23 protein-coding genes and 1 pseudogene are annotated in these 24,289 nt (G+C 71.6%); 13 read left to right on the plus strand and 11 right to left on the minus strand.

Annotated elements, in window-relative coordinates; all coding sequences use genetic code 11:
- Window positions 1–72: 72 nt before the first annotated feature.
- From ACIGEP_RS01120 to ACIGEP_RS01130, 3 genes are all read left to right on the plus strand, one after another.
- Entirely contained in the window at window positions 73–1,545 is a 1,473-nt protein-coding gene (locus ACIGEP_RS01120) for a GuaB1 family IMP dehydrogenase-related protein (RefSeq protein ID WP_396659795.1), read from the plus strand.
- 113 nt (window positions 1,546–1,658) lie between these two features.
- Complete coding sequence (locus tag ACIGEP_RS01125) at window positions 1,659–2,987, plus strand: hemolysin family protein (RefSeq protein WP_396659796.1); 1,329 nt, start codon at window positions 1,659–1,661, stop codon at window positions 2,985–2,987.
- Window positions 2,984–4,036 (plus strand): hemolysin family protein, encoded by a 1,053-nt coding sequence (locus tag ACIGEP_RS01130; protein WP_396659797.1) that lies wholly within the window; start codon window positions 2,984–2,986, stop codon window positions 4,034–4,036. Before ACIGEP_RS01125 ends, ACIGEP_RS01130 begins: the two co-directional genes overlap by 4 nt.
- A 6-nt stretch (window positions 4,037–4,042) precedes the next feature.
- On the opposite strand, the gene ACIGEP_RS01135 is transcribed toward ACIGEP_RS01130, so the two are convergent.
- The gene (locus ACIGEP_RS01135; RefSeq protein ID WP_396659798.1) at window positions 4,043–5,116 is read right to left on the minus strand and encodes an NADH:flavin oxidoreductase/NADH oxidase; all 1,074 of its coding nucleotides are present in this window, start codon (window positions 5,114–5,116) and stop codon (window positions 4,043–4,045) included.
- 22 nt (window positions 5,117–5,138) lie between these two features.
- Between ACIGEP_RS01135 and ACIGEP_RS01140 the strand changes: the two genes are divergently transcribed.
- The 6 genes from ACIGEP_RS01140 to ACIGEP_RS01165 all read left to right on the plus strand — a co-directional run bounded on the left by ACIGEP_RS01140 (window position 5,139) and on the right by ACIGEP_RS01165 (window position 10,781).
- Entirely contained in the window at window positions 5,139–5,972 is an 834-nt protein-coding gene (locus ACIGEP_RS01140; protein WP_396660986.1) for an NAD(P)H-hydrate dehydratase, read from the plus strand.
- 41 nt (window positions 5,973–6,013) lie between these two features.
- On the plus strand, window positions 6,014–7,228 hold the full coding sequence (locus ACIGEP_RS01145; RefSeq protein WP_396659799.1) for a glycosyltransferase 87 family protein: 1,215 nt from the start codon (window positions 6,014–6,016) through the stop codon (window positions 7,226–7,228).
- Between the two features lie 16 nt (window positions 7,229–7,244).
- Window positions 7,245–7,586, plus strand: a complete 342-nt coding sequence (locus ACIGEP_RS01150) for an MTH1187 family thiamine-binding protein (protein WP_396659800.1) — start codon at window positions 7,245–7,247, stop codon at window positions 7,584–7,586.
- Window positions 7,583–8,788, plus strand: coding sequence for an MFS transporter (locus tag ACIGEP_RS01155; protein ID WP_396659801.1), 1,206 nt, complete (start codon window positions 7,583–7,585; stop codon window positions 8,786–8,788). Before ACIGEP_RS01150 ends, ACIGEP_RS01155 begins: the two co-directional genes overlap by 4 nt.
- A 62-nt stretch (window positions 8,789–8,850) precedes the next feature.
- Window positions 8,851–9,333 carry an SRPBCC family protein gene (locus tag ACIGEP_RS01160; protein ID WP_396659802.1) on the plus strand — a complete coding sequence of 161 codons (483 nt, stop codon included), beginning with the start codon at window positions 8,851–8,853 and terminating at the stop codon, window positions 9,331–9,333.
- Entirely contained in the window at window positions 9,330–10,781 is a 1,452-nt protein-coding gene (locus tag ACIGEP_RS01165; protein WP_396659803.1) for a phytoene desaturase family protein, read from the plus strand. The genes ACIGEP_RS01160 and ACIGEP_RS01165 overlap by 4 nt, the downstream gene beginning before the upstream one ends.
- A 3-nt stretch (window positions 10,782–10,784) precedes the next feature.
- Here the strand turns inward: ACIGEP_RS01165 and ACIGEP_RS01170 are convergent, their stop codons facing one another.
- The gene (locus ACIGEP_RS01170; protein ID WP_396659804.1) at window positions 10,785–11,987 is read right to left on the minus strand and encodes a homoserine O-acetyltransferase; all 1,203 of its coding nucleotides are present in this window, start codon (window positions 11,985–11,987) and stop codon (window positions 10,785–10,787) included.
- Window positions 11,988–12,181: 194 nt separating this feature from the next.
- Complete coding sequence (locus tag ACIGEP_RS01175; RefSeq protein ID WP_396659805.1) at window positions 12,182–13,504, minus strand: bifunctional o-acetylhomoserine/o-acetylserine sulfhydrylase; 1,323 nt, start codon at window positions 13,502–13,504, stop codon at window positions 12,182–12,184.
- 169 nt (window positions 13,505–13,673) lie between these two features.
- Between ACIGEP_RS01175 and ACIGEP_RS01180 the strand changes: the two genes are divergently transcribed.
- Entirely contained in the window at window positions 13,674–14,459 is a 786-nt protein-coding gene (locus ACIGEP_RS01180) for an SDR family oxidoreductase (RefSeq protein WP_396659806.1), read from the plus strand.
- A gap of 6 nt (window positions 14,460–14,465) precedes the next feature.
- On the opposite strand, the gene ACIGEP_RS01185 is transcribed toward ACIGEP_RS01180, so the two are convergent.
- Window positions 14,466–15,911, minus strand: a complete 1,446-nt coding sequence (locus ACIGEP_RS01185) for an MFS transporter (protein ID WP_396660987.1) — start codon at window positions 15,909–15,911, stop codon at window positions 14,466–14,468.
- A 114-nt stretch (window positions 15,912–16,025) separates the two neighbouring features.
- Here ACIGEP_RS01185 and ACIGEP_RS01190 point away from each other — a divergent pair, with 114 nt between their 5' ends.
- Genes ACIGEP_RS01190 through ACIGEP_RS01200 form a run of 3 tightly spaced genes read left to right on the plus strand, consistent with a single transcriptional unit; the run spans window position 16,026 to window position 17,887 of the window.
- The gene (locus ACIGEP_RS01190; protein WP_396659807.1) at window positions 16,026–16,544 is read left to right on the plus strand and encodes a phosphoribosyltransferase; all 519 of its coding nucleotides are present in this window, start codon (window positions 16,026–16,028) and stop codon (window positions 16,542–16,544) included.
- Window positions 16,541–17,227 carry a uracil-DNA glycosylase gene (locus ACIGEP_RS01195; RefSeq protein ID WP_396659808.1) on the plus strand — a complete coding sequence of 229 codons (687 nt, stop codon included), beginning with the start codon at window positions 16,541–16,543 and terminating at the stop codon, window positions 17,225–17,227. Before ACIGEP_RS01190 ends, ACIGEP_RS01195 begins: the two co-directional genes overlap by 4 nt.
- A gap of 36 nt (window positions 17,228–17,263) precedes the next feature.
- Window positions 17,264–17,887, plus strand: a complete 624-nt coding sequence (locus tag ACIGEP_RS01200; RefSeq protein ID WP_396659809.1) for a GNAT family N-acetyltransferase — start codon at window positions 17,264–17,266, stop codon at window positions 17,885–17,887.
- 1 nt (window position 17,888) lies between these two features.
- Here the strand turns inward: ACIGEP_RS01200 and ACIGEP_RS01205 are convergent, their stop codons facing one another.
- The 7 genes and pseudogenes from ACIGEP_RS01205 to ACIGEP_RS01235 all read right to left on the minus strand — a co-directional run bounded on the left by ACIGEP_RS01205 (window position 17,889) and on the right by ACIGEP_RS01235 (window position 24,199).
- On the minus strand, window positions 17,889–18,197 hold the full coding sequence (locus ACIGEP_RS01205; protein WP_396659810.1) for a protealysin inhibitor emfourin: 309 nt from the start codon (window positions 18,195–18,197) through the stop codon (window positions 17,889–17,891).
- Window positions 18,181–19,239 (minus strand): annotated as a pseudogene (locus ACIGEP_RS01210) (M4 family metallopeptidase). Before ACIGEP_RS01210 ends, ACIGEP_RS01205 begins: the two are co-directional and overlap by 17 nt.
- A gap of 41 nt (window positions 19,240–19,280) precedes the next feature.
- The gene (locus tag ACIGEP_RS01215) at window positions 19,281–20,033 is read right to left on the minus strand and encodes an ABC transporter ATP-binding protein (protein WP_396660988.1); all 753 of its coding nucleotides are present in this window, start codon (window positions 20,031–20,033) and stop codon (window positions 19,281–19,283) included.
- 41 nt (window positions 20,034–20,074) lie between these two features.
- Window positions 20,075–20,866, minus strand: a complete 792-nt coding sequence (locus ACIGEP_RS01220) for an ABC transporter ATP-binding protein (RefSeq protein WP_396659811.1) — start codon at window positions 20,864–20,866, stop codon at window positions 20,075–20,077.
- The gene (locus tag ACIGEP_RS01225; RefSeq protein WP_396659812.1) at window positions 20,863–21,744 is read right to left on the minus strand and encodes an ABC transporter permease; all 882 of its coding nucleotides are present in this window, start codon (window positions 21,742–21,744) and stop codon (window positions 20,863–20,865) included. Before ACIGEP_RS01225 ends, ACIGEP_RS01220 begins: the two co-directional genes overlap by 4 nt.
- Window positions 21,744–22,694 carry an ABC transporter permease gene (locus tag ACIGEP_RS01230; RefSeq protein ID WP_396659813.1) on the minus strand — a complete coding sequence of 317 codons (951 nt, stop codon included), beginning with the start codon at window positions 22,692–22,694 and terminating at the stop codon, window positions 21,744–21,746. The genes ACIGEP_RS01225 and ACIGEP_RS01230 overlap by 1 nt, the downstream gene beginning before the upstream one ends.
- A complete protein-coding gene (locus ACIGEP_RS01235) occupies window positions 22,691–24,199 on the minus strand; it encodes an ABC transporter substrate-binding protein (RefSeq protein WP_396659814.1) in 1,509 nt (502 codons plus the stop codon). Before ACIGEP_RS01235 ends, ACIGEP_RS01230 begins: the two co-directional genes overlap by 4 nt.
- Window positions 24,200–24,289 lie beyond the last annotated feature (90 nt).

Genomic DNA, 24,289 nt, shown 5'->3' on the forward strand with positions numbered 1-24,289 from the left:
CCAGGTTCTGCTCCGCCCGCCCCGCGCCGGGCCGTCTGACGCGGGGGGTCGACGGTCGCCTAGCGTTGGGGTATGCACTTCTCCGGTGAGCGGCCCGCAGGCGACCTGACCTACTCCGACGTGTTCCTCGTCCCCCGACGGTCGGACGTGACCAGTCGCCTCGATGTCGACCTGTCGCCGGGTGACGGGACGAGCGCGACGATCCCCATCGTCGCCTCCAACATGAACTCGGTCACCGGCCCCCGGCTGGCGGCGACGCTCGCCCGTCGCGGCGGACTCGCGGTGCTGCCGCAGGACATGCCGTTGCAGGAGGTGGACGCCGGCATCCGCTGGGTGAAAGACCAGCCCGTGCGGTGGGACACGCCCCTCGTCCTGTCACCCGACGCGCTCGTCTCCGAGGCGGCCGCCCTGCTGCCGCCCGCCGCAGGGCACGGGGTCGTGGTCGCCGCGGCCGCGTCCCGCGGCGAGAACGGACCGCAGGTGCACGTCGACGACATCCTCGGCATCGTGTCGGCCGAGCGACTCGGGACCGCCCTGCCCGACGCGCGTCTCGGTGACCTCGTGCGGGGACGTGCGGCATCCATCGACGCCGACGACGTCGACTCCGCCCGTGCCGCGTTCGACCTGCTGGTCGCGGCGGATGCCGACATCGTCACCGTTCTGCAGCACGGCCACCTCGTGGGCACGCTGTCGCAGCGCACGGCGTTGCGCTCCTCGCTGTACCGTCCCGCCGTCGATGCCGACGGGCGGCTCATCGTCGCCGCCGCGGTGGGCATCAACGGCGACGTCGCCGCGAAGGCGCGGGCGCTGGCTTCGGCAGGTGTCGACGCGCTCGTCGTCGACACCGCGCACGGACACCAGGAGAGCATGATCCGCGCGCTGCGCGCCGTGCAGGCCGAGGGGCTCGATCTGCCGATCGTCGCCGGCAACGTCGTCACCGCCGAGGGTGTGCGCGATCTCGTCGACGCGGGCGCGACGATCCTGAAGGTCGGCGTGGGTCCGGGCGCCATGTGCACCACCCGCATGATGACCGCCGTCGGACGCCCGCAGTTCTCCGCCGTGCTCGAGACCGCCGAGGCCGCCGCCGCGACGGGCGCCCACGTGTGGGCCGACGGCGGCGTCCGCTACCCGCGGGACGTCGCGCTGGCCCTCGCGGCGGGTGCGGCATCCGTCATGATCGGCTCGTGGTTCGCGGGCACGATCGAAGCGCCCGGCGACCTGCGTGTCGACGCGGAGGGACGCGTTTTCAAGGAGTCGTGGGGCATGGCGTCGACGAAAGCGGTGCAGGGGCGGTTCGGCCGGCTCGATCCGTTCGAGCGTGCGCGCAAGGAGCTGTTCGCCGAGGGGATCTCGTCCTCGCGCATCTACCTCGACCCGCTGCGCCCGAGTGTGGAGGACCTTCTCGACATGATCACGTCGGGGGTGCGCTCCTCGTTCACGTACGCGGGGGCCGCCACAGTCCCGGAGTTCCACGAGCGTGCGATGGTCGGCTTCCAGTCGGCCGCCGGTTACGAGGAGGGCAAGGCGCTTCCCGTCAGCTGGTGATCCCCGCGCCGCTGCGGACGGGCGTGCCGTAGAATCATCGGCACAATGGACGACCCTCCCAGTAGACCCTCGCCCCACCGACCCTGCTCCCCGATGATCGGGGGTGACGTGTGATGGACTACGTCATGTTGGGCGTGGGGCTGCTCCTGACTGTGGGAACGGGTCTGTTCGTCGCGAGCGAGTTCGCCCTCGTCAACCTCGACCGCGCCGACCTCGAGGCCCGCCGCGCCGCCGGCGAGAGCCGGCTGTCGCTGACGATCAACGCGCTCCGGATCACGTCGACGCACCTGTCGAGCGCACAGCTCGGCATCACGCTGACGACCCTCCTCACCGGTTACACGATGGAACCGGCGCTGTCGAACCTCCTGAACCCGGTGTTCGCGCTCTGGGGTGTGCCGGAAGCGGCATCCCGGCCCATCGCCACCGTCGTCGCGATCACGGTCGCGACCGTCTTCTCGATGATCATCGGCGAGCTCGTGCCGAAGAACTTCGCGCTGGCCGTTCCGCGCCAGACCGCGAAGCTCGTCATGGGCTTCCAGACGGTCTTCACGACCGTCTTCCGCCCCGCGATCCAACTTCTCAACGGCAGCGCGAACGCGGTGCTGCGTGCCATGGGCGTCGAGCCCAAGGAGGAGCTGTCGGGCGCTCGGACGGCCGAGGAGCTCTCGAGCCTCGTGCGGCGCTCCGCGAGCGCCGGCGTCCTCGAGGAGGACACCGCCTCGCTGCTGGATCGCACGCTGACCTTCTCGCGTCTCACGACCGCCGACGTCATGACCCCGCGCCCGAGCATCCACGCCGTCGCCGCGGACGACAGCGTCGAAGAGGTCGTCCAGCTCGCCCGCCGCACCGGCCACAGCAGGTTCCCAGTCTACGGCGAGTCGATGGACGACATCACGGGCATCGTGCACCTCAAGCAGGCCGTGTCGGTGCCGCGTGAGCGCCGCGCCGATGTCCCCGCCGCCGCGATCGCCGAGGAGCCGCTGCGCGTTCCGGAGGCCGTCCACCTCGACGGGCTGATGTCGGAACTGCGGTCGCGCGGTTACCAGATGGCGATCGTCGTCGACGAGTACGGCGGGACGGCCGGTGTCGTCACCCTCGAGGACCTCGTCGAGGAGATCGTGGGAGAGGTGCTCGACGAGCACGACCGCAGCCGCGCCGGCATCGTCCGCGCGAAGGGTTCGATCATCTTCCCCGGGGACCTCCGCCCCGACGAGGTGCTCGACCGCACCGGCATCCGCGTTCCCGAGGGCGACGTGTACGACACGGTCGGCGGATTCATCATGGCCACGCTCGAGCGCATCCCCGCGGTCGGCGACGAGATCACCCTCGAGGACGGCACCATCACCGTGCAGCGGATGGACGGTCGCCGCGTCGACCGCGTCAAGTTCGTGCCCGCGCCCGTGCCGGTCGGCGCCGAGATCAAGGGGGGTGATCGGCGATGAGCGACTGGGCCGGAATCGCCTGGCTGGTCGTCCTGCTGATCGCCAACGCCTTCTTCGTCGGCGCGGAGTTCGCCGTCATCTCGGCGCGCCGCTCGCAGATCGAACCCCTGGCCGAGAAGGGCTCCCGCTCGGCGAAGACCGCGCTGTGGGCCATGGAACACGCGACGCTCATGCTCGCCACGTGCCAGCTCGGTATCACGATCTGCTCGCTGCTGATCCTGAACGTGTCGGAGCCGGCCATCCACCACCTGCTGGCGGTGCCGCTCGAGGCGATCGGCCTGCCGTACGCCGTCGTCGACGTCACGGGGTTCGTCATCGCCCTGCTGCTGGTCTCGTACCTGCACGTCGTCTTCGGCGAGATGGTGCCGAAGAACCTGGCGTTCTCACTCCCGGACCGCGCGGTGCTGCTGCTGGCGCCTCCGCTGGTGTTCGTCTCGCGGGTCTTCCACCCGGTCATCGTCGCGCTCAACTGGATCGCGAACCACGTGGTCCGGCTGTTCCGCGTCGAGCCGAAGGACGAGGCCGCCTCGACCTTCACGCTCGACGAGGTCGCGACGATCGTGAACCAGTCCCGCATCGAGGGCGTCCTCGACGACGCCTCGGGCGCGGTGGCGATGGCGGTGGAGTTCACCGACAAGAAGGCGAAGGATGTCGCGGTGCCGCTCTCGGAGCTCGTGACCCTTCCCGAGTCCACGACCCCCGACGAAATCGAGCGCGCCGTCGCCCGGCACGGGTTCTCGCGCTACGTGATCGTCGACGACGAGGGGATGCCGCTCGGCTACGTGCACCTGAAGGACGTGCTGCGCGCCGCCGAGGGAGCGGATGCCGATGCCACGGTCGAGCTGCCGATCAAGCCGAAGCGCATCCACCACATGATCCCGATCGGTGAGACGACCGACCTCGAGGATGCGCTCGCGCTCATGCGACGTTCGAGCCGCCACCTCGCGCAGGTGCGCGACTCGGCGGGTGAGACGACGGCGGTGCTGTTCCTCGAGGACATCATCGAAGAGCTCGTCGGCGAGGTGCACGACGCGACGCGTCGCCTGTAGCCCCGCTCAGCGCCGGCGGGCGCGGAGGTACTGCGGCGGCCACATCGTCGCAGCCTCCGCGTCGCCCAGCTCGTCAGCCGCACGGAGGGCGAAGTGCGGGTCGCGGAGCCAGCCGCGGCCGACCATGACGGCGTCGGCGAGACCGTCCTGCAGGATCGCTTCAGCCTGCGGGCCGTCGAGGATCTCGCCGACGGCCGTGACCAGCAGGCCCGTGCGCTCGCGGACTCTCGCGGCGAAGGGCACCTGGTAGCCGGGGCCGGTGGTGATCCGCTGGTGCGCGACGAGCCCGCCGGTGGAGATGTCGATGACGCTCGCGCCGCGCTCGCCGACCCAGGCGGCGACCGTAGCCGTCTCGTCGACGCCCCAGCCGCCGTCCGCCCAGTCGGTCGCCGAGAAGCGGACCGCGAGCACCCGGGTGGGTGCGGCCTCGCGCACGGCGGTCACGACGCGCAGCAGGAGCCGCGCACGGTTCTCGAGCGATCCGCCGTACTCGTCGGTGCGCTCGTTCGACAGCGGCGAGAGGAACTGGTGCAGCAGGTAGCCGTGCGCAGCGTGGACCTCCAGCAGGTCGAACCCTGCCTCGTCGGCACGCCGGGCTGCCTCGGCGAAGGCGTACACGAGGGTGTCGATGTCGCCGGCGCTCATCGCGACGGGCTCGGCATACCCGTCGTACGCGATGGCCGAGGGGGCGACCGTCGTCCAGCCGCCGTCGGCCGCCGCGACGGTCCCGCGCTCGGCGTCCCAGGGACGGTGCGTCGATGCCTTCCGTCCGGCGTGCGCCAGCTGCACACCGGCCAGGGCGCCCCGCGCGTGGATCGCCGCGACGATCGGGGCCCAGGCGTCCCGTTGCACGTCGTTCCACAGGCCCGCATCCTGAGGGGAGATCCTCCCGTCCGGGGTGACCGCCGACGCCTCGGCGATGACGACCCCCGCACCGCCGGCCGCGAACTGAGCGAGGTGCACGTGGTGCCAGTCGCCCGGCACGCCGTCGACAGCCGAGTACTGGCACATCGGCGAGACCCAGAGGCGGTTGCGCGCGGTCGCACCGGCCAGTTCGAGGGGGCGGAACAGCAGGGTCATGGGCGGACTCCGTCGCAGTAGGGTGGGCGCCATGGCGGCGCGGGAATGGACGAGGGCGGACACCGCCGAGGTCGTCAGTGAACCAACGGCGGACGACGACAAGTATTCCCGCGGCGTCGTCGGCCTGCGCACCGGATCGGCCGCGTTCCCGGGTGCCGCGGTGCTCGGCGTCGAGGCGGCGTGGCGGGCCGGTGTCGGGATGGTGCGCTTCCTCGGACCGCAGCGGGCGGCGGACCTGATTCTCGCCCGGCGCCCCGAGACGGTGACGGCCGACGGCCGCGTGCAGTCCTGGGTGATCGGTTCGGGGACGGATGCCGCGCATCGCTCCGCACGCGAGCGCGCCGCCCTGCGCGCGGTACTGGGCGGCGATGTCCCCGTGGTCGTGGACGCCGGGGCCCTCGATCTCGCGGCGGAGGCGTCTGCGCCCGTCGTGGCGACGCCCCACGGACGCGAGCATCAGCGGTTGCGCCGGATGCTCGGCCTCGACCCCGACTCGGACGATGCGGCCGGAACGGCACGTGCCCTCGGCGGCGTGGTCGTGCGAAAGGGGGCGACGACGGTGGTCGCCGCGCCCGGCACGGAGCCGATCGAGATCACCGCGCCGACCTCCTGGCTGGCGACGGCGGGGACCGGCGATGTCCTCGCCGGCACGGTCGGCGCCGTGATCGCGGGTGTCGTCGGCCGGGGTGCGCCGGCGGACGACCTCATCACGATGCAGCGAGCCGCGGCATCCGCTGTCTGGCTGCACGGTCACGCGGCGGCGCTCGCCGTCGCCGCCCACCGCGGCGGACCCATCACCGCGCTCGACGTCGCGGAGCACCTGCCGCACGCCGTCGCCGACGCGCTGATCGGCTGAGCGGCGTCGAGCCCCGGGCAGCACGCCCGTAGGCTGAACGCGTGACGAACCGCGTGCTGCTCTGGGCTGCGTTCGTCCTCGTCCATGCGGGCGTCGCGCTGCTCGGCTTCGTCCTTCCGAACGAACCGATGGGCGACGTGTACCGCGTGTACGAGCCGTGGTCGCGCGCGGTGTTCTCGGGTGGGGGGATCGTCGGGGTGACCCAGGACTGGGTCTACCCGCAGCTCGCGCTGCTGCCCATGCTCCTCGCGCACCTGCCGGCCGGGCTGCTGGGCGACTACACCGCCGGCTGGGCGGTGCTCGTGACCCTCGTCGATGCGGTCGCGTTCGCCGTGCTCATCGGCCGGGTGCGCTCCCGCGGCCGAGTCGCGGGAGCGGTCTTCTGGCTCGCGGCGATCGTCTGCCTCGGTCCCGTCGGGATGTACCGGATCGACGCTATCTCGGTTCCGCTGGCCATTCTCGGATGCCTCTGGCTGCTGCGCCGACCGGGACTCGCGGCCGCTCTCCTCGCCGCGGCGACGTGGATCAAAGTGTGGCCCGCGGCGCTCCTCGCGGCGGCCGTCGTCGCCGTCCGTCGGCGTGCCACGGTGATCGCCGCGGCGGCTCTGGTCAGCGTGGCGGTGCTGGGCGCCGTGGTGGCCGGCGGGGGAGCGGATCACGCGCTCGGATTCGTGACCGGGCAGACCGGGCGCGGCCTGCAGGTGGAAGCTCCCGTCAGCGCACCGTACGTCTGGGGTGCGCTGCTCGGATCCGACGGATCGGCCGTCTACTACGACCAGGGCCTGCTGACGTTCCAGGTCACCGGACCCCACGTCGACCTCGTCATCGCGGCGATGACGCCGCTCCTGGCCGCCTCGGCGGCCGCTGTCCTCCTGATCGGCGTGTGGCGGCTGCGCCGCGGGGCCCCGTTCGTGCGCCTGTTCCCGGTGCTCGCACTCGCCCTGGTGCTCGTGCTCATCGTGGTCAACAAGGTCGGATCGCCGCAGTTCCACACGTGGCTGTTCGCCCCCGTCGTCCTCGGGCTCGTGATCGACCGGCGTCGGTGGGCGGCTCCGGCGGCGCTCGCGTGTGTCGCGGCCGCGCTGACCCAGCTCGTCTACCCCGTGCTCTACGGCGGCATCGTCACACCGGCGATCCTGGCGGTCGTGGTGCTCACGCTCCGCAATCTTGTCCTGGTGGCGCTGCTCGTGTGGATGGTCGTCCGCCTCGTGCGGCTGCCGGCATCCGTCCCGACGACCGTCTCCCTCACTCCCTGATACCGGAGGTCCTCTCATGCTCGTCGCCTTCTCCGTCGCCCCGTCCGGGAACGGCAACTCGGACGGATCCGTCCACGACGCGGTCGCCGCGGCCGTCGCCGTCGTCCGCGCCTCGGGTCTTCCGCACCGCACGACGAGCATGTTCACCGAGATCGAGGGGGAGTGGGACGAGGTGATGGCTGTCGTCAAAGGCGCCGTCGACGCGGTCCGGCCCTTCGGCTCGCGCGTCTCGCTCGTGCTGAAGGCCGACATCCGGCCCGGATACAGCGGGGAGATCGACGGCAAGATCGAGCGGCTGGAAACGGCGATCGAATCGATTCGTGATCAGCGGGGCAGCGGGCCTAAAATCTCGGAGTGACCTCCGCCCCCGCTCGTCCCCGCCGCGCCCTCCTGGCGCTCGCCGTCGGGAGCTTCGGCATCGGCATGACCGAGTTCGTCGTCATGGGGCTGCTCCCCGAGATCGCGCGCGAACTCCTGCCGACGACGTGGGCGACCTCGCAGGAGGACGCGATCGCGCACGCCGGGTGGCTCATCACCCTCTACGCGCTCGGAGTCGTAATCGGGGCGCCGACGATCGCAGCATCCGTCGCCAAGTACCCGCGCCACCGCGTGATGGTGCTGCTGGCGGCGGCACTGACACTCTTCAACGCCCTCACCCTCCTGCTGCCGACCTTCGAGCTCGTCGCGGCGTCGCGCCTGCTGGCGGGGCTGCCCCACGGCGCGTACTTCGGCATCGGCGCGCTCGTGGCGGCGGACGTGATGGGGCCGGGCAATCGGGCCAAGGGCGTCGCGTTCGTCCTGACGGGTCTGACCGTCGCGAACGTCGTCGGCGTGCCGCTCGGAACTTTCCTCGGCCAGAACCTCGGCTGGCGGTGGGCGTTCGTGCTGGTGGTCGCCATCTTCGGCGCCGCGACGGCCGCGATCGCCGTCACCGTGCCGCACGGCGCCGGCGAGCCGTCGCGGACCCTCCGGGCGGAGCTCGGGGTCTTCCGGATCGGTCAGGTCTGGTTCGCGCTGGGAATCGGCGCGGTCGGCTTCGGCGGCTTCTTCGCCGCGTACACCTACGTGTCGCCCCTGGTGACGGAGGCGGCGGGATCACCGGCCTGGGTCGTCCCGATCGTCCTCGTGATCCTCGGGCTCGGGATGACGGCCGGCAATCTCGTGGGCGGACACCTCGCCGACGTCAACCTCATCCGGGCCATGTTCGGCCTCTTGGGGCTGCTCGCCCTCTCGCAGCTGCTCCTCGCGTTGACCTCGGGGTGGATCGTCACCGTCGTGGTGTTCGTCTTCGCGGTGGCCTTCACCTCCTCGGCGGTGAGCCCCACGATCCAGACCCGCCTCATGGATGTCGCAGGCGACAACCAGTCGATCGCGGCGGCCCTCAACCACTCCGCCCTGAACACCGGGAACGCGCTGGGCGCGGCCCTCGGAGGCGCCGTCATCGCGGCAGGGCTCGGATTCACCGCCCCGGTCTGGGTCGGGTTCCTGCTCGCGCTCGCAGGGCTCGGCGTCGCGGCGATCAGCATCACGGTCGAACGCCGCAGCCTCGCACGCGTCTGACACGACCCCGGAGGCGACGCAACCCCGTCGGCGGCGCCCGGAGGACTCGATAGCGTCGAGTCATGTCCCGCAACTCGCGCCTGTTCGCCTGCACGCCGGACGACGTCTTCGCCGTCCTCCAGGACGGGTGGCTGTTCCCCACCTGGGTGGTGGGCGCGTCTCGGATGCGGGAGGTCGCGGACACGTGGCCGCGGGTCGGGTCGCAGCTCCACCACTCGTTCGGTGTCTGGCCGGTGCTGATCGATGACGAGACCGAGGTGCTCGCCTACGACCCTCCCCGCCACATCCAGCTGCGGGCGAAGGGATGGCCGATGGGGGAGGCCCAGGTCGACATCCAGGTGAAGCCGCACCGGGACGGGTGCATCGTGCGTATCCAGGAGGAGGCGGTGGCCGGTCCCGGCAGCCTCGTTCCGCAGCCGCTCCTCGACGTCGCGCTGCAGGTGCGCAACCACGAGACCCTCCACCGGCTGGCCTACCTCGCGGAAGGGCGCGCTGCGCGGCCCACCGATGAGACCACCGCCGAGGACGAGGGCGTCGCAGAGTGAGCGAGCTCGACGCGATCGTCGTCGGCGCCGGCCCGAACGGGCTCGCCGCCGCGGTGACACTCGCGCGCGCGGGCTTGGCCGTCCGGGTCTACGAGAAGGGGGCGACGCTCGGCGGCGGCGCGCGCACCGCCGAAATGACGCTGCCGGGGTACCACCACGACGTCTGCTCGGCCGTCCACCCGCTCGCCTTCGAGAGCCGCTTCTTCCGCGAATTCGGGCTCGGTCAGCGGGTCGAGTTCGTCGTTCCCGAGGCATCGTTCGCGCATCCCCTCGACGGCGGCCGTGCGGCGATCGCCTACCGGGACCTCGATCGCACCGCCGAGGGGCTCGGCCGGGACGGCGCCGCCTACGCCCGCCTGCTGCGCCCGCTCGTCGACCGCGCGTCGGGGGTCGCGGACTTCACCGGGCATCCGCTGCTGCGCGTGCCCCGGCATCCGCTCGCCGCGGCATGGTTCGGCGTTCGCACCCTGGAGCAAGGCGGTCCACTGTGGAACGCCCGGTTCCGGGAGGATGCCGCCCCCGCGCTGCTGACGGGTGTCGCCGCGCACACGATCCTCCCGCTGCCGAGCCTCGCGGGGGCGGGGGCGGGGCTGACCCTGACGACCTACGCCCATGCGCGCGGGTGGCCGATCCCGGTCGGCGGCAGCCAGCGCATCGTCGATGCGATGGCGGACGACCTGCGCGCGCACGGCGGCGAGATCGTCACCGACCATGAGGTGACGTCGCTCGCCGAGCTGCCCGCCGCGCGCGCCGTCCTTCTCGACGTCATCCCGCGTGCGTTCCTGCGGATCGCCGGTGACGCCGTTCCTGCCGGGTACCGCGACGCGCTCGAGCGGTTCCGGTACGGCGGAGCGGTCGCGAAGGTCGACTTCGCGCTGTCGGGGCCGGTCCCGTGGACGAACCCCGAGGTCGCGGCAGCGGGCACGGTGCACGTCGGCGGCACGCGGGCCGAGGTCGCGGCATCCGAGACGCTCATCGCCCGCGGCGGCCTTCCCGATGCGCCGTACGTCCTCGTCGCACAGCCGTCGGGGTTCGACGCGACCCGCGCACCCGCCGGGCATCACACGCTGTGGACGTACACGCACGTCCCGTCGGGATCGACGGCGGATCGCGCCGAGGCCGTCATCGCACAGATCGAACGGTTCGCGCCGGGCTTCCGCGACCTGATCCTCGCCGTCAACTCCCGCAACGCCGTCGAGATCGAGGCGGAGAACCCGAACTACCCCGGCGGCGACATCGCGGCGGGCGCGCCGGCACTGTGGCAGCTGCTGAAGCGTCCGGTGGTCTCGCCGGAGCCGTGGCGCACACCCCTCGACGGCGTGTACCTGTGCTCCGCGTCGACGAGCCCGGGTCCCGGGGTCCACGGTCTGGCCGGATGGCACGCCGCCCGGTCGGCGCTGCGACACACCTTCGGCACCCGCATCGCGCCCGACCTGTCGCCGCGCTGAGCGTCAGCCCTCGAGCAGACGCCGCAGGTGCCGGCCGACCGGTTCGGTCTCGATGAGGAACCCGTCGTGGCCGAAGTCGCTGTGCAGGACGACGGTGTCGTCGTCGATGGTGGAGCGGATGCCGCGGCTGATGCGGTGCTGCCCCTCCACCGGGAACAGGCGGTCGCTGTCGATCCCCAGCACCAGGGTGCGCGCCGTCACTCGGGCGAGCGCGTCCTCGACTCCGCCGCGGTCGCGTCCCACGTCGTGGGAGTTCATGGCCTCGACGAGTGCGAGGTAGGAGTTCGCGTCGAACCGGCGGGTGAAGCGGTTGCCGTGGAAGTCGAGGTAGCTCTCCACGGCATACCTGCCGCCGTCGCCGAATGGGCTCTTGTCGGACTGCCACGACCGCTGGAACCGCTGGTTGAGTTCGGTCGGCGTGCGGTAGTTGAGCAGAGCCATACGGCGGGCGAGCGACAGGCCGCGGTGCGGGCCGTCGCCGTCGGGCGCGTCGTAGTAGTGCCCCCCGGCGAAGCGCGGGTCCATCTGGATCGCCGCGAGCTGGACGGAGTTGAGCGCGACCTGATCGGCGGTCGTCGTCGGCGGAGAGCAGAGAACGCCCAGGCGCTCGACCCGCTCGGGGTGCGTCACCGCCCACTCCAGGGCGTGCATGCCGCCCATCGAGCCGCCGATCACGCCCGCCCAGGAGTCGACGCCGAGCGCGTCGGCCAGCCGGACCTGCGCGGCGACCTGGTCGCGGATCGTGAGGAACGGGAAGCGCGATGCCCACTCGTAGCCGTCGGGAGCGATGCTCGCGGGACCGGTGGACCCCTGGCATCCACCCAGGATGTTCGGCGCGACGACGAACCACCGGTCCGTGTCGATCGGTGCGCCGGGACCGACGATGTCGCTCCACCAGCCCTCCGTCGCGTGCCCCGGACCCGCCTCGCCGCGCACGTGGCTGTCGCCGGTGAGGGCGTGCAGGATCAGCACGGCGTTGTCGCGCGCGGGGGAGAGCTCGCCCCACGTCTCGTAAGCCAGACGGATGCCGGGCAGGTTCGCGCCGCCCTCGGTGGCGAACGCACCGAACTGCGCGAACCGGCGCTCGCCGACCGGGTCGCCGTCGCGCCACGCCCCGGTCGCCGGCGGGCGCCCCAGCAGCAGCCGCGCGTCGGCCTCGGTCACCGGCGCCGAGGGCACCGTGTCTTCCGAGGTCTGCCAGTCCATCCCTCCATTGTCCCGGGTGGGGCCCCGACCCGGGTGAGTGTTACGGACGCACGACCGGTGGGGCGGGTGCAGCCTGGAGGGGCGGATGCGCCGGGATGCGGCGCGGGCGTCGTGCATCCGTCACGCGGCCGGACGCACGACACCCCGCGCCGGGCGGACCCGGGCGGGGTGTCGGTCTCCTGAGGAGGGGAGGATCAGGCGCGTGCGGCCTCCGAGACGCGTCGCGCCGCGGCGAGGGCCTGCTCGAGGTCGGCCTTCAGGTCGTCGATGTTCTCGAGGCCGACCGAGAGACGCACGAGACCCGGCGTGACACCCGAGGTGAGCTGCTGCTCCGGGGTCAGCTGGGAGTGGGTCGTGGATGCCGGGTGGATGACGAGCGAGCGCACGTCGCCGATGTTGGCCAGGTGGCTGAACAGGGTCAGGGCGTTGACGAACTCGCGGCCCGCGCCGACGCCGCCCTTGAGCTCGAACGACAGCACCGCGCCGACACCCTTCGGGGCGTAGCGGTTGGCCGCGGCGTACCAGGGCGAGGTCGGGAGGCCCGAGTAGTTCACCGAGGCGACGTCGGGGTGGTTCTCGAGCCATTCCGCGATCTCCTGCGCGTTCTGCACGTGACGTTCGATGCGCAGCGACAGCGTCTCGACGCCCTGGATGAGGTTCCACGCGCTCTGCGGCGAGATGGCCGAACCGAGGTCGCGCAGCAGCTGGACGCGCGCCTTGATGATGTACGCCAGGCCGTCGCCGACGGCGGCGGTGTAGACGGCGCCGTGGTACGACTCGTCCGGCGTGGTCAGGCCGGGGAAGCGCTCGGAGTGCTCGGACCACGGGAACGATCCGCCGTCGATGATGGCGCCGCCGATCGTCGTGCCGTGGCCGCCGAGGAACTTCGTGACCGAGTGCACCACGATGTCGGCGCCGTGCTCGAAGGGGCGGATGAGGTAGGGCGTCGCGATCGTGTTGTCGACGATGAGCGGCACACCGGCTGCGTGGGCGACGTCGGCGACGGTGCGGATGTCGAGGACGTTGATCTTCGGGTTGCCGATCGTCTCGGCGAAGAACAGCTTCGTGTTGGGGCGGACCGCACGACGCCACTCCTCGGCGTCGTCCTGGTTCTCGACGAACGTCGTCTCGATGCCGAGCTTGGCGAGCGTGTACTTGAAGAGGTTGTACGTGCCGCCGTAGATCGAGCTCGACGAGACGATGTGGTCGCCCGCCTGCGCGATGTTGAGGACCGCGAAGGTCTCGGCCGCCTGGCCCGAGGCGACGAGGAGGGCTCCGGTGCCGCCCTCGAGACCCGCGAGGCGCTGCTCGAGGACGTCCTGCGTGGGGTTCTGGATGCGCGTGTAGATGTTGCCGAACTCGGCGAGCGCGAAGAGATTCGCGGCGTGGTCGGCGCTGTCGAAGACGTACGACGTCGTCTGGTAGATCGGGGTGGCGCGGGCCTTGGTGACCGGGTCCGGAGCGGCGCCGGTGTGGATCTGCTTGGTCTCGAAGCGCCAGTTCTCGGGTGCGGACATGACGGGCTCCCTGCTCGGTGGTTCCTGCTCGGTGGTGGTTGATCGACGGACGGATGCCGCCGGTTCGACACTGACGTTACGAGCCGCATCCGGAGAGGACAACGGATCGGACACGCGGCGTAACGTGACGCGGTCCGGGCGTGTGCGCGAAGTGGCTAGCGTGGACGTCATGGCGAATCGACGTGCAGTGGTGACCGGGGCGAGCTCCGGGATCGGTGAGGCGGTCGTGCGCGACCTGCGGGCGAGAGGCTGGGATGTCGTCGGCGTCGCCCGTCGTGCGGCGCGCCTGGAAGCCCTCGACGCCGAGATCGGATCGCGTTCCTACGCGGCGGACCTCACGAGCCAGGCGGACGTCGCCGCTGTCGCCGCGCATCTCGCCGACACGGGTCCCGTGCACGCGCTCGTCCACGTCGCGGGCGGGGCGCGCGGCACGCAGCGGGTCGAAGACGGCGATGCGGCCGACTGGCGCTGGATGTTCGAGGCGAACGTACTGTCGGCGCAGCTGCTCACCGCGGCGTTGCTGCCCCTCCTGCGACGTGCCGCCGAGGCCGACGGGCACGCCGACACGGTCTACGTCACCTCGACTGCCGCGCAGACCGCGTACCCCGGCGGGGCCGGGTACAACGCGGCGAAGGCGGGGGAGTCGATGCTCGTCCATGCCCTCCGACTCGAGTTGAACGGTGAGCCGATCCGCGTCGTCGAGATCGCCCCCGGGATGGTGCAGACCGAGGAGTTCTCGCTGAACCGCCTCGGCGGCGACCGCGCCGCGGCCGAGAAGGTCTACGACGGCGTCGAGGAGCCGCTGACGGCCGCCGACGTCGCCGACGTCATCGGCTACGCGCTGACCGCGCCGGGTCACGTCAACCTCGACCTCGTCACGATGCGCCCGGTCGCACAGTCGGCGCAGCACCTGTTGGCGCGCGGGCGGCTGCGCCCGCGCAGCGACACGGACTGACCGAGCTCAGCCCGCCGGCGGAGCGTCGGCGAACGCCACCCGGGGCACGAAGACCAGCAGCACCGCGGCGAGGAATCCGCCGGCCGCGCAGATCGCCCACACGGTGAGGTAGCCACCGAGCGAGCTGGCGGTCTGCCCGGCGACACTGCCCGCCCCCGCCGCGAGCACGACGCCGAAGACGGCGGAGGAGAACGCACCGCCGATCGTCTTGGTGGTGTTGGTCATACCCGATGCCTCACCCGTCTTGCCGAAGGGCGCGGCCGCCGCGGCGGCGGCGGGCATGGCGCCGACGAGGGCGCCGCATCCGATCCCCGCGATCGAGAGGTTCAACAGCACCTGCCAGACCTCGACGTGGAAGGGCAGGAACAGCGCGTACCCGACACCCACGAGTGCGGCGGCGGCGATGAGCGCGAGGCGCGGGCTCACCCGTCGCGAGGTGACGGCGAACAGCACGGCGCCCACGATCAGCGACACGAGGTAGAGCCCGATGACATACGAGCGCTCGGTCGCATCCAGCCCGAGGCCGTATCCGAGCGAGGAATCGGTCCCCGCGTACGTCGACAGCGGCCCCTGCGCCCCCAGCAGGCTGATGCCGATGAGGAACGCCGTCGCCTGCACCGGCCACATGTCGGGGCGGGCGAGGACCCGCACGTCGATCACCGGGTAGGGGTGGCCCTTCTCGTGGAACACGAACACGGCGAGCAGGCCGACCCCCAGCACGAACAGCGCCGCGACCAGCAGCCAAGCGAGGCCGCCCAGTCGGAGCTCGCCGATGAGCCGCATCCACGCGAGTGCACCGGTCACCAGCAGCAGCCCCCACGCGAGCAGGACGACCCCCCACGTGTCGAGGCGGCGCTCGCCGCTGGGGGTCGATTCGGGCACGAACAGCCAGATGACGATCGCGATGAGGGAGACCGCGATCGCCGGCACCATGAGTGTGAGACCGAGGTCTCCGGTGGCCGCGTAGATCCTGCCCGCGGCGAGCGCGCCGATGATGGCCCCGGCCTCGAGTCCGACGACCAGCAGGCCGGCCGCGCGGCGGGTCGTCGAGACCCCGCGGTTCTGCTGACGGCCGCGTTCGAAGATGAGCGCGATCTCCAGCGGCAACCAGACGACGTAGAACCCCTGCAACGACCAGAACAGCAGGAAGGTCCAGAACGAGTCGGCGAAGACCAGCCCCCACGACGCGAGGGCGGTGAGGATCGCGGCGACGAGCAGGGTCCGCTTGTGGCCGAACATGTCGCCGAGCTTCGCGAGGATCGGGACGACGAGGGCGCTCAGCAGCAGCTGACCCGCCTCGAACCAGTTGACGTCGGCGTCGCGGATCCCCAACTGGAGCACGATGTCGCTGAAGAGGGGGACGTAGAACCCCTGCAGGATGCCGCTGACGATCTCGACGAGGATGAACCACCCGATGAGACCGGCGGTGATCCCCAAGGCTGAAGAACGCAGCCCCGAAGAGTGCGGGGTCGAGGAGCGCGCGGTGCCGGTCACGAGCGCGAGCCTAGCGCTGCACCGGCCCGCGTCCGCGGAGGCGGCCCTTCGCACGCCGTAGTCTGGGAGCCTATGGACGAAGGGATGCCGGTGGCCGCCGAGCGCGAGACGTTGACCTGGGATGATTTCGGCGGGGCGACCCGTGATCTGGCGCGATCGATCATCGCCGACGGGTTCGCGCCCGACATCGTCGTCGCGATCGCCCGCGGCGGCCTGCTGCCGGCCGGCGCGATCGCCTACGGGCTGGGTGTGAAGAGCTGCGGCGCGTTGAACGTGGAGTTCTACACCGGGATCGGCACCGTGCTCGACGCTCCCACCCTGCTCCCACCCGACCTCGACCTCGGCGCCCTCCCCGGCAAACGCGTGCTGCTGGTCGACGACGTCGCCGACAGCGGTCGAACCCTCGCGCTCGCGGTCAAGATGCTTCGCGAAGCCGGCGCCGACGTCCGCTCGGTGTGCATCTACACCAAGCCGGGGTCGATCGCGATGCCCGACTACTCGTGGCGCGAGACCGATCTGTGGATCGACTTCCCCTGGTCGTCCCGTGGGACCGTGGTCCAGGAGGACCAGGGGCTTCCCGCCGGCGCATGAGCGGGCGCTCGCTCGACGATCTGGCCGCCGACGGCCTGATCGACCCGGACTGGGCGCAGGCCCTGGCCCCCGTCGCATCCGACATCGCCGCCCTCGGCGACCGGCTCCGTGCCGACGAGCGGGGGTACCTCCCGGGCGGGCGTCACGTCCTGCGCGCCTTCGCGCGGCCGCTGTCCCAGGTGCGGGTGCTCATTGTGGGGCAGGATCCGTACCCGACCCCGGGGCATCCGATCGGGCTGTCGTTCGCCGTCGAGCGTCACGTCCGGCCGCTGCCGCGCAGCCTCGGCAACATCTACGCCGAACTCTCCGCCGATCTCGGCATCCCGCCCGCGTCCCACGGCGACCTGTCGGCGTGGACGGAGCAGGGTGTCATGCTGCTGAACCGCGTGCTGACCGTTGCACCCGGCGAGGCGGGCTCGCACCGCGGCTGGGGGTGGGAGCGTGTCACGGAGCACGCGATCCGCACCCTCGTGGCGCGGCCCGGTCCGCTCGTGGCGGTGCTCTGGGGGAGGGATGCGGCGAACCTCGCACCGCTGCTCGGCGAGACCCCGCGGGTCGAGTCGGCGCACCCGTCCCCGCTCTCGGCCCGCCGGGGCTTCTTCGGGTCGCGACCGTTCTCGCGCGTGAATGAACTCCTCGAGGCGCAGGGGGCGGCCCCGGTCGACTGGCGGCTGCCCGGCTGATCCGACGGCCTCGCGACCGACCCGTATGCTGGCGGCATGCTGGAGGACGAGTACGATCGCGACCGCCGTCGCCTGCCCCGTCACCTCCGCCGTCGACCGGAGCCCGAGCGCGGGTTCTCGTTCGCGCTGCGCCCTGCGGTGCGCACCGACATGCCGGATGTGCGCGAGATCTACAACTACTACGTCACCAACTCCGTCGTGACCTTCGACGAGAAGCGCTGGACCCACAGGCAGTGGGTGGAGAAGTTCGACCATCTCACGAAGCTCGGTCTGCCCTTCCTCGTCGCCGTCTCGCCCGGCGGACAGGTCCTCGGCTACGGTCTCGTCTCGCCGTGGACCGGCAAGAGCGGGTTCCGCTACACCGTCGAGAACTCCATCTACCTGGGTCAGGCGGCCACCGGCAAGGGGCTGGGTCGCGCTCTGTTGGAGGCCCTCATCTCCGCGTGCGAGGAGAAGGGCATCCGCGAGATGGTTGCGGTCATCAGCGACAAGGGGGCCGAGGCGTCGCTCGCTCTGCATGAGCGGCTCGGGTTCGTCGAGGTGGGCCGGATGGGACGCGTCGGGTTCAAGTTCGGCCGGTCCCTGGGCACGATCTACCTGCAGAAGCACCTGACCCCGAAGAAGAAGGACTCGATCCTCTCCCGCATCCGCGCGCGCTGAGTCACCTCGCCGGCACGTCCTCGCCGTCGGCCTGCACGCGATCGATGAGCGCGCGCCACGGGCCCGCGGCGGAGCCCTCGCCGAGCGACGCATGGCGGTCGCAGGAGTCGCCGGCGACCGCAACGTTCCACGAGAACCGGTCGGCGCCGGGAACGGATGCCGCGGGCTCCTCCCACGGGCAGGCGTCGATGAGCGGCATCCAGTCGTCGGCGTCCTGTTCCGCGATCTCCACGCGCCACGCGCGGCGCAGCCCGGCGAACCCGCCGCTGCGCACGACGACGATCGTCAGGTGGTCAGCGGGCTGGGTCATCCTCCACGACTCCGACGCTCGCCCACGCGGTGCGGACGGCGACGGCCTCCTCCGAGTCCTCACCCTACTCCCGCGCGGCGGTGTCGGCAGTGGCCGCCGCGAACTGGGCGAAGCTGGCTGCGGGGGAGAGTGAGCCCGAGGTCAGCGTGAGGTACCAGACGCGGCCCGCGCGTTCCCAGGCATGGCCGCCGAGGGCCGTCGCGACCAGGTGGAACGCTTTGTTCGGGATGCCGGAGTTGATGTGCACGCCGCCGTTGTCGCCCGAGGTCTCCACGAAGTCGCGCATGTGGGAGGGCTGCGGGTCCTTGCCGAGGACGTCGTCGTCGTAAGCGGTACCCGGGGCGGCGAGGGAGCGCAGCGCCGACCCGGTGACGGCCTCGGTGAAGATCTCGGCGCCGACGAGCCAGCTGGCGGTGTCCGCCGTCTGGCCGCGGTGGTGCTGGTCGGTGAGCGCTCCGAAGACGTCGGCGATCGACTCGTTGAGGGCACCGGACTGCCCCGAGTAGTCGAGGCCGCCGGCGCTCTCGATGACCCCGTGTCCCAGCTCGTGGGCGATGACGCTCAGCGAGCGGGTGAAGCCGGCGAACACCTCGCCGTCCCCGTCGCCGAACACCATGCGCTCGCCGTCCCAGAACGCGTTGTCATAGGCACGGCCGTAGTGGACGGTGGCCGCGAGCGAGCCGCTGCGGCCGTCGAGGCCGACCCGCTCGAAGGCCTCCCACAGGAAGGCGAAGGTCGCGCCGAGCCCGTCGTAGGCCTCGTCGACCGCGGTGTCACCGGTCGGGGCGGCGCCCTCCGCGCGGGCGGGCGTGCCGGGGAGCTCTTCGCGGTTCTGCGCGTCGGAGATCAGCCGGTCGGGGTCGGGCGCCGCCGAGACGACGAGGGCGTCACCGTCGACCGACAGGTCGAGGTGCGCACGCATCGGCGCGTAGGCGCGGGGGACGGCGAGGGTCGCGCGGGCGGCGGCGACGGCGTGCGGGAATCGCTCGGCCGGAGCGGCCGCGAGACGGGCGAGCAGATACGGCGGGACGATGGCGTGCATGCCGCCACGCTAGTCCCCGGCGCCGACACGGGGGTGAGGAGTCACCGCTCGCGGGGGTCGATGACGGGGATCGAGGCCAGCAGCCGACGGGTGTATGCGACCTGAGGATCGAGCAGGACCTTCTCGGTCGGCCCCTCCTCGACGACGCGACCGTCCGTCATGACGACGACGTCGTCGCAGAGGCTCTGCACGACGCCGATGTCGTGCGACACCATGACCAGGGTGAGGCCGTCCCGCCGACGCAGCTCCCTGACCAGCTCGAGGATCTGTGCGCGCACGGTGACGTCGAGGGCCGACAACGGCTCGTCGCCGACGAGGACCTCGGGGCGGTGGACGAGGGCGCGGGCAAGGGCGATGCGCTGCCGCTGGCCGCCCGAGAACTCGTGCGGGAACCTCTCCGCGGCATCCGACGGCAGCCCCACGTCGTCGAGCACCTCGCGCACGCGCGCGCGATGGTCTCCGGGGATCTCGAGAGCCGACAGAGGCTCAGCCACGATGCGGCCGACGCTCATCCGCGGGTCGAGCGAGCCGTACGGGTCCTGGAAGACGATGCCGGTGCGCCGCCGCAGCCAGTGCAGCGATCGGGCGCGGGCGCTGCCGTCGACGACGCGTCCGTCGAACTCGACGGAACCGGCGCTCGCGACATCGAGGCCCAGCAGCAGCCGCACGAGGGTCGACTTGCCCGACCCCGACTCGCCGATGATCGCCAGGGCGCTGTGCGCGCGGACGTCGATGTCCACGTCGTCGAGCGCCGTCGTCCAGCGGGCCGGCTCGAAGGCGCGGGACCGCGGCATCCGATACCGACGCGTCAGCCCGCGGGCCCGGATCAGATCGCTCACGAGTCCCCCCTCGGTCGCCACACGGTCGCCGTCGCATCCCGCAGCAGGGCCTGCGTCACGGGGGAGGCGGGGGAGCGCAGGAGCGTGCGGAGCGGTCCCGTCTCGATGACGCGCCCGGCGTCCAGCACGACTGCGTCGGTCGCGATCTGCGAGAGGACCGCGAGGTCGTGCGTGATGAACACGAGCGACATCCCGTCCTCGTCGACGAGGTGATGCAACAGGTCGAGGATCTCCGCCTGGATCGTCACGTCGAGGGCCGTGGTGGGTTCGTCGGCGATGAGCAGTCGCGGGCGGCAGGCGAGGGCCATGGCGATGGCGACGCGCTGTCGTTGCCCGCCCGAGAGCTGGTGGGGGTAGCGGCGGACGATCGCGTCGGGGTCGGGCAGGCGCACCCGCCGCGCCTGCTCGATCGCCCGCGACCAGGCCTGCGCCCGTGAGACGCCGCGCTCATGGATGCGGATCGATTCGGCGATCTGCCTCCCCACCGTCCGAATCGGGTTCAGCGCCGTCTGGGGCTCCTGGAACACCATGCCGATCTCGTCACCGCGCAGTCGCGCGAGATCGCGGTCCCGCAGCCCGACGAGCTCGCGACCGTCCCACCGGATGCTGCCGCCGACCTGTGCACCCTCGGGGAGGAGCCCGAGCATCGCGAGCGCGGTGAGGGACTTGCCCGACCCCGATTCGCCGATGAGACCGACGCGATCCCCGTCACCGACCTCGAGGTCGATGCCGTCGACGACCCGGCGGCCGCCGACGTCGATTGTGAGTCCCGCCACCGAGAGGGTCATGCCGTCACCGCCGCAGGGGCTTCCGCGCCCCGGGGGACGACACGACGCGACAGCGTGGGGTCGGTGGCGTCTCGGAGGGCGTCGCCGAGGAGGTTGAACCCCAGCACCGTCAGGGTGATGGCGAGCCCCGGCCAGACCACCGACAGCGGGTGGACGCTGATGAACCGCTGCCGGTCGGCCAGGAGCAGTCCCCAGGAGGGCTCGGTCACGGGGGCGCCGAAGCCGAGGTAGGACAGTCCCGCCTCGGCCAGCACGGCGACGGCCATGCCCCAGGAGAGCTGCACGATGAACACGGGGGCGACGTTCGGGAGCAGATGGCGCCACAGGTTCTGCCAGGGCGTCAGGCCCGAGGCCCGGCCCGCGAGGACGAAGTCGCTGTGGAGGACGCGCCGCAGCTCGGGACGGGTCACCCGTGCGATGTTGACACCGAACCCGATCCCGACCGAGACGATGACCACCAGCAACGAGCCGCCCCACACGGCCGAGATCATCATCGCGATCAGCAGCACGGGGAAGGCGATGAGGACATCGACCAGCACGGCCGTGCTCTCGCGCACCGGTCGGGGGGTGAGGGCGCCGAGCGCGGCGAGCAGCAGGCCGATGACCGTCGCGATGATCCCGGCGCCCACGGCGACGACGACCGTCGTGCGGGCCCCTGCCATGAGCAGGCTCAGGATGTCGCGGCCCGAACCGTCGGTACCGAGGAGGTGGGCGGCATCCGGCCCCGACCACCGGTTGGCGATGTCGACCCGTTGCGGATCGACGGGCGTCCAGAACAGGGCCACGGCTGCGACCACCAGGATCACGAGCACGACGACCACGCCGAAGCGGCCCGTGCCGGAGCCCCAGAGCCGTCGTGCCCACTCGAACCGCCGCATCACTCGGCCTCTCGCTGACGGGGGTCGAGCAGGCGGTGCACCAGGTCCACCACGAATCCGATGACGAGGACGAGTCCGGTGAGCACGAGCAGTTCGCCCTGCACCTTGACGAGGTCGCGGTTGCCGGTGTCCTCGACCAGCATGCGTCCGATACCGGGGAGGCTGAAAAGCTGCTCGATCACGACGGCGCCGACCATGATGCCCGCGACCTGCACGCCCAGGACGGTGACGACCGACAGCCCCACGCTCGGCAGACCGTGTCGAAGGAGCGCCTGCGTGCGGGTGAGTCCCTTCGCCGCCGCCGTGCGCACGAAGTCCTGGTTCAGCGCCTGCAGGGTGGCGGAGCGGACGAACCGCAGGAGCACCGCCCCCTCGACGACGCCGATGGTGAGGGCGGGCAGGATCAGGGCGCGCAACGCCGCGGCGGGGTCGGACCAGCCGGCGCGGGGGAAGCCTTGCGCGGGCAGCCATCCGAGGGTGACCGCGAAGACGACGACGAGCATCATCCCCGCCCACACCACGGGGACCGCGGCGAGGGCCTGAGCGCCGACCGAGACGAGGATGCCGTCGGGTCGACGACGTCGGACGGCTGCGTGCACGCCGAAGGGGATGGCGACGAGCAGGGCGATGACGAAGGAGAGGATGCCGAGCGGCACGGTCACCTCCGCCTTCTGCAGCAGCTCCGAGGCCACCGGCGTGCCGGTGAGCTGCGAGTTGCCGAGATCGCCCGTCAGGATGCCGCCGATCCAGTCGCCGTACTGGACGGGGAGAGGGCGGTCGAGTCCGAGCTGTGCGCGGAGGGCCGCGATCTGCTCGGGGGTGGAGTTCACGCCCGCGATCAGCTGCGCGACATCCCCCGGGAGGACGCGGAGGGTCGAGAAGATCAGCGCACTGGCGACGAGCAGGCCCAGCACCAGCAGGGCCAGTCGCGTCAGCGCGTAGCGGATCACCCCTCGCTCTTGGCCAGCTCTGCGACGTTCAGTCGCTCGTTGACGTTGACCGTCGGCATCCCGCTGACGGTCGACGCGACCGCGAGCACGGACTGCCCGTTGTAGAGCCAGTCGGCGGCATCGTCCTCGGACACGATCCGGGCGGCCTGCGCCAGCAGGTCGGCGGCGGCGGTGTCGTCGGTCGCGGCGACGGACTGCGCGTACAGCGACTGCACCTCGGGGTTGTCGTAGGTGAAGTAGTAGTCGGGGTTCGCCCAGTTCTCGAAGTCGCGTGCCTCGGTGTGCAGCACGAAGCTGAGCTCGTAGTCCTTGTTGACGTACACGTCGTTGATCCACGTGGGGAACTCGACCGGGTTCACCTGCAGGGTGATCCCGACGTCGCGGAGGTTCGAGACCAGGATCTGCGGGATCGTGGTGCCGTAGGCCGACGGGATCGTCAGCGTGAGCGAGAGGTTCTCGGCTCCGGCATCGGCGAGCAGGGCACGCGCGCCCTCGGGGTCGAAGGGGGCGACGTCCGTGAGGTCCTCGTAGCCGGGGTCGAGCGACGGGATGGGGCCGCCGAGGACCTTGCCGGCGCCGAGGGCCTCGACGATCGCGTTCTTGTCGATCGCCTGACGGATGGCCGTGCGCACCTTCTGGTCGGCCAGCGGTCCGGTCGTCTGGTTGAAGGCGAGGGTGCCCTTGTCGGTCGAGTCGCCGAGTTCGAGGGCGAAGTCGCCGTTCGCCTCTACCTGGTCCTTCAGGTTCGCGTCAAAGCCGGTGAGCACGTCGAACTCGCCGGCGAGTGCGCCGCTGAGGGCGGCCTGGTTGTCGCTCACGTACGAGAACACGACCTCAGCCGCGGCGGCGGGGGTTCCCCAGTAGTCGGCGAACCGCTCGAAGGTGATGCTGTCGCCCTCGCGCCAGTCGGTGAGCTGGAAAGGCCCGGTCCCGTTCGCGGCGGTCTTGCGGTCGATCGTGTCGCCCTCCTTCAGAACGAGTCCGGCGCGGCCGGTCAGATTCCACAGCAGGGTCGAGTCGGGTGCCTTCAGGGTGAGCGTGATCGTCTGCCCGTCGGCGACGATGCCCGTGACGTTCGCCAGTCGCGCGGAGTCACGGAACGTCGGGGTGTCGCGCACCTGCGTCAGCGACCACACGACGTCCTGCGGCGTGAGGGGCTGGCCGTCGTGGAAGGTGACGCCTTCGCGCAGGGTGAAGGTGTAGGTGAGCTTGTCATCCGAGACCTCGTAGTCGCTCGCGAGCGCCGGAACGATCTCCTGGTCGGGTGTGCGCGCCACGAGGCCCTGGTACACGTTGTCGATGAGGATCTGATCGAGGGCCGCGCCGGCGGTCTCGCGGATGTCGAGGTTGCCCGGCTCGAGGACGAGGCGCACGGCGACGGATGCGTCGGGGTCGGGGGTCCCGGACGAGGCGGAGGGCCCCGGCTGCGAGCCGGTGCAGCCGGACAGGAGCAGGGCGCCGGCGGCGAGGAGCGCGGCGGCGGCCAGGGCGGTGCGGCGAAGCATGTGCGTGGGGGATCCTTTCAGCACGATGGGGCGTCGTCATCGCCGCCGCTCCATCGGAGTGCTCGGGTGCGCGTTACAGCCTAGAGTCCC

The sequence above is a fragment of the Microbacterium sp. NPDC077663 genome (assembly GCF_044542795.1).
Classification (GTDB): Bacteria; Actinomycetota; Actinomycetes; order Actinomycetales; family Microbacteriaceae; genus Microbacterium.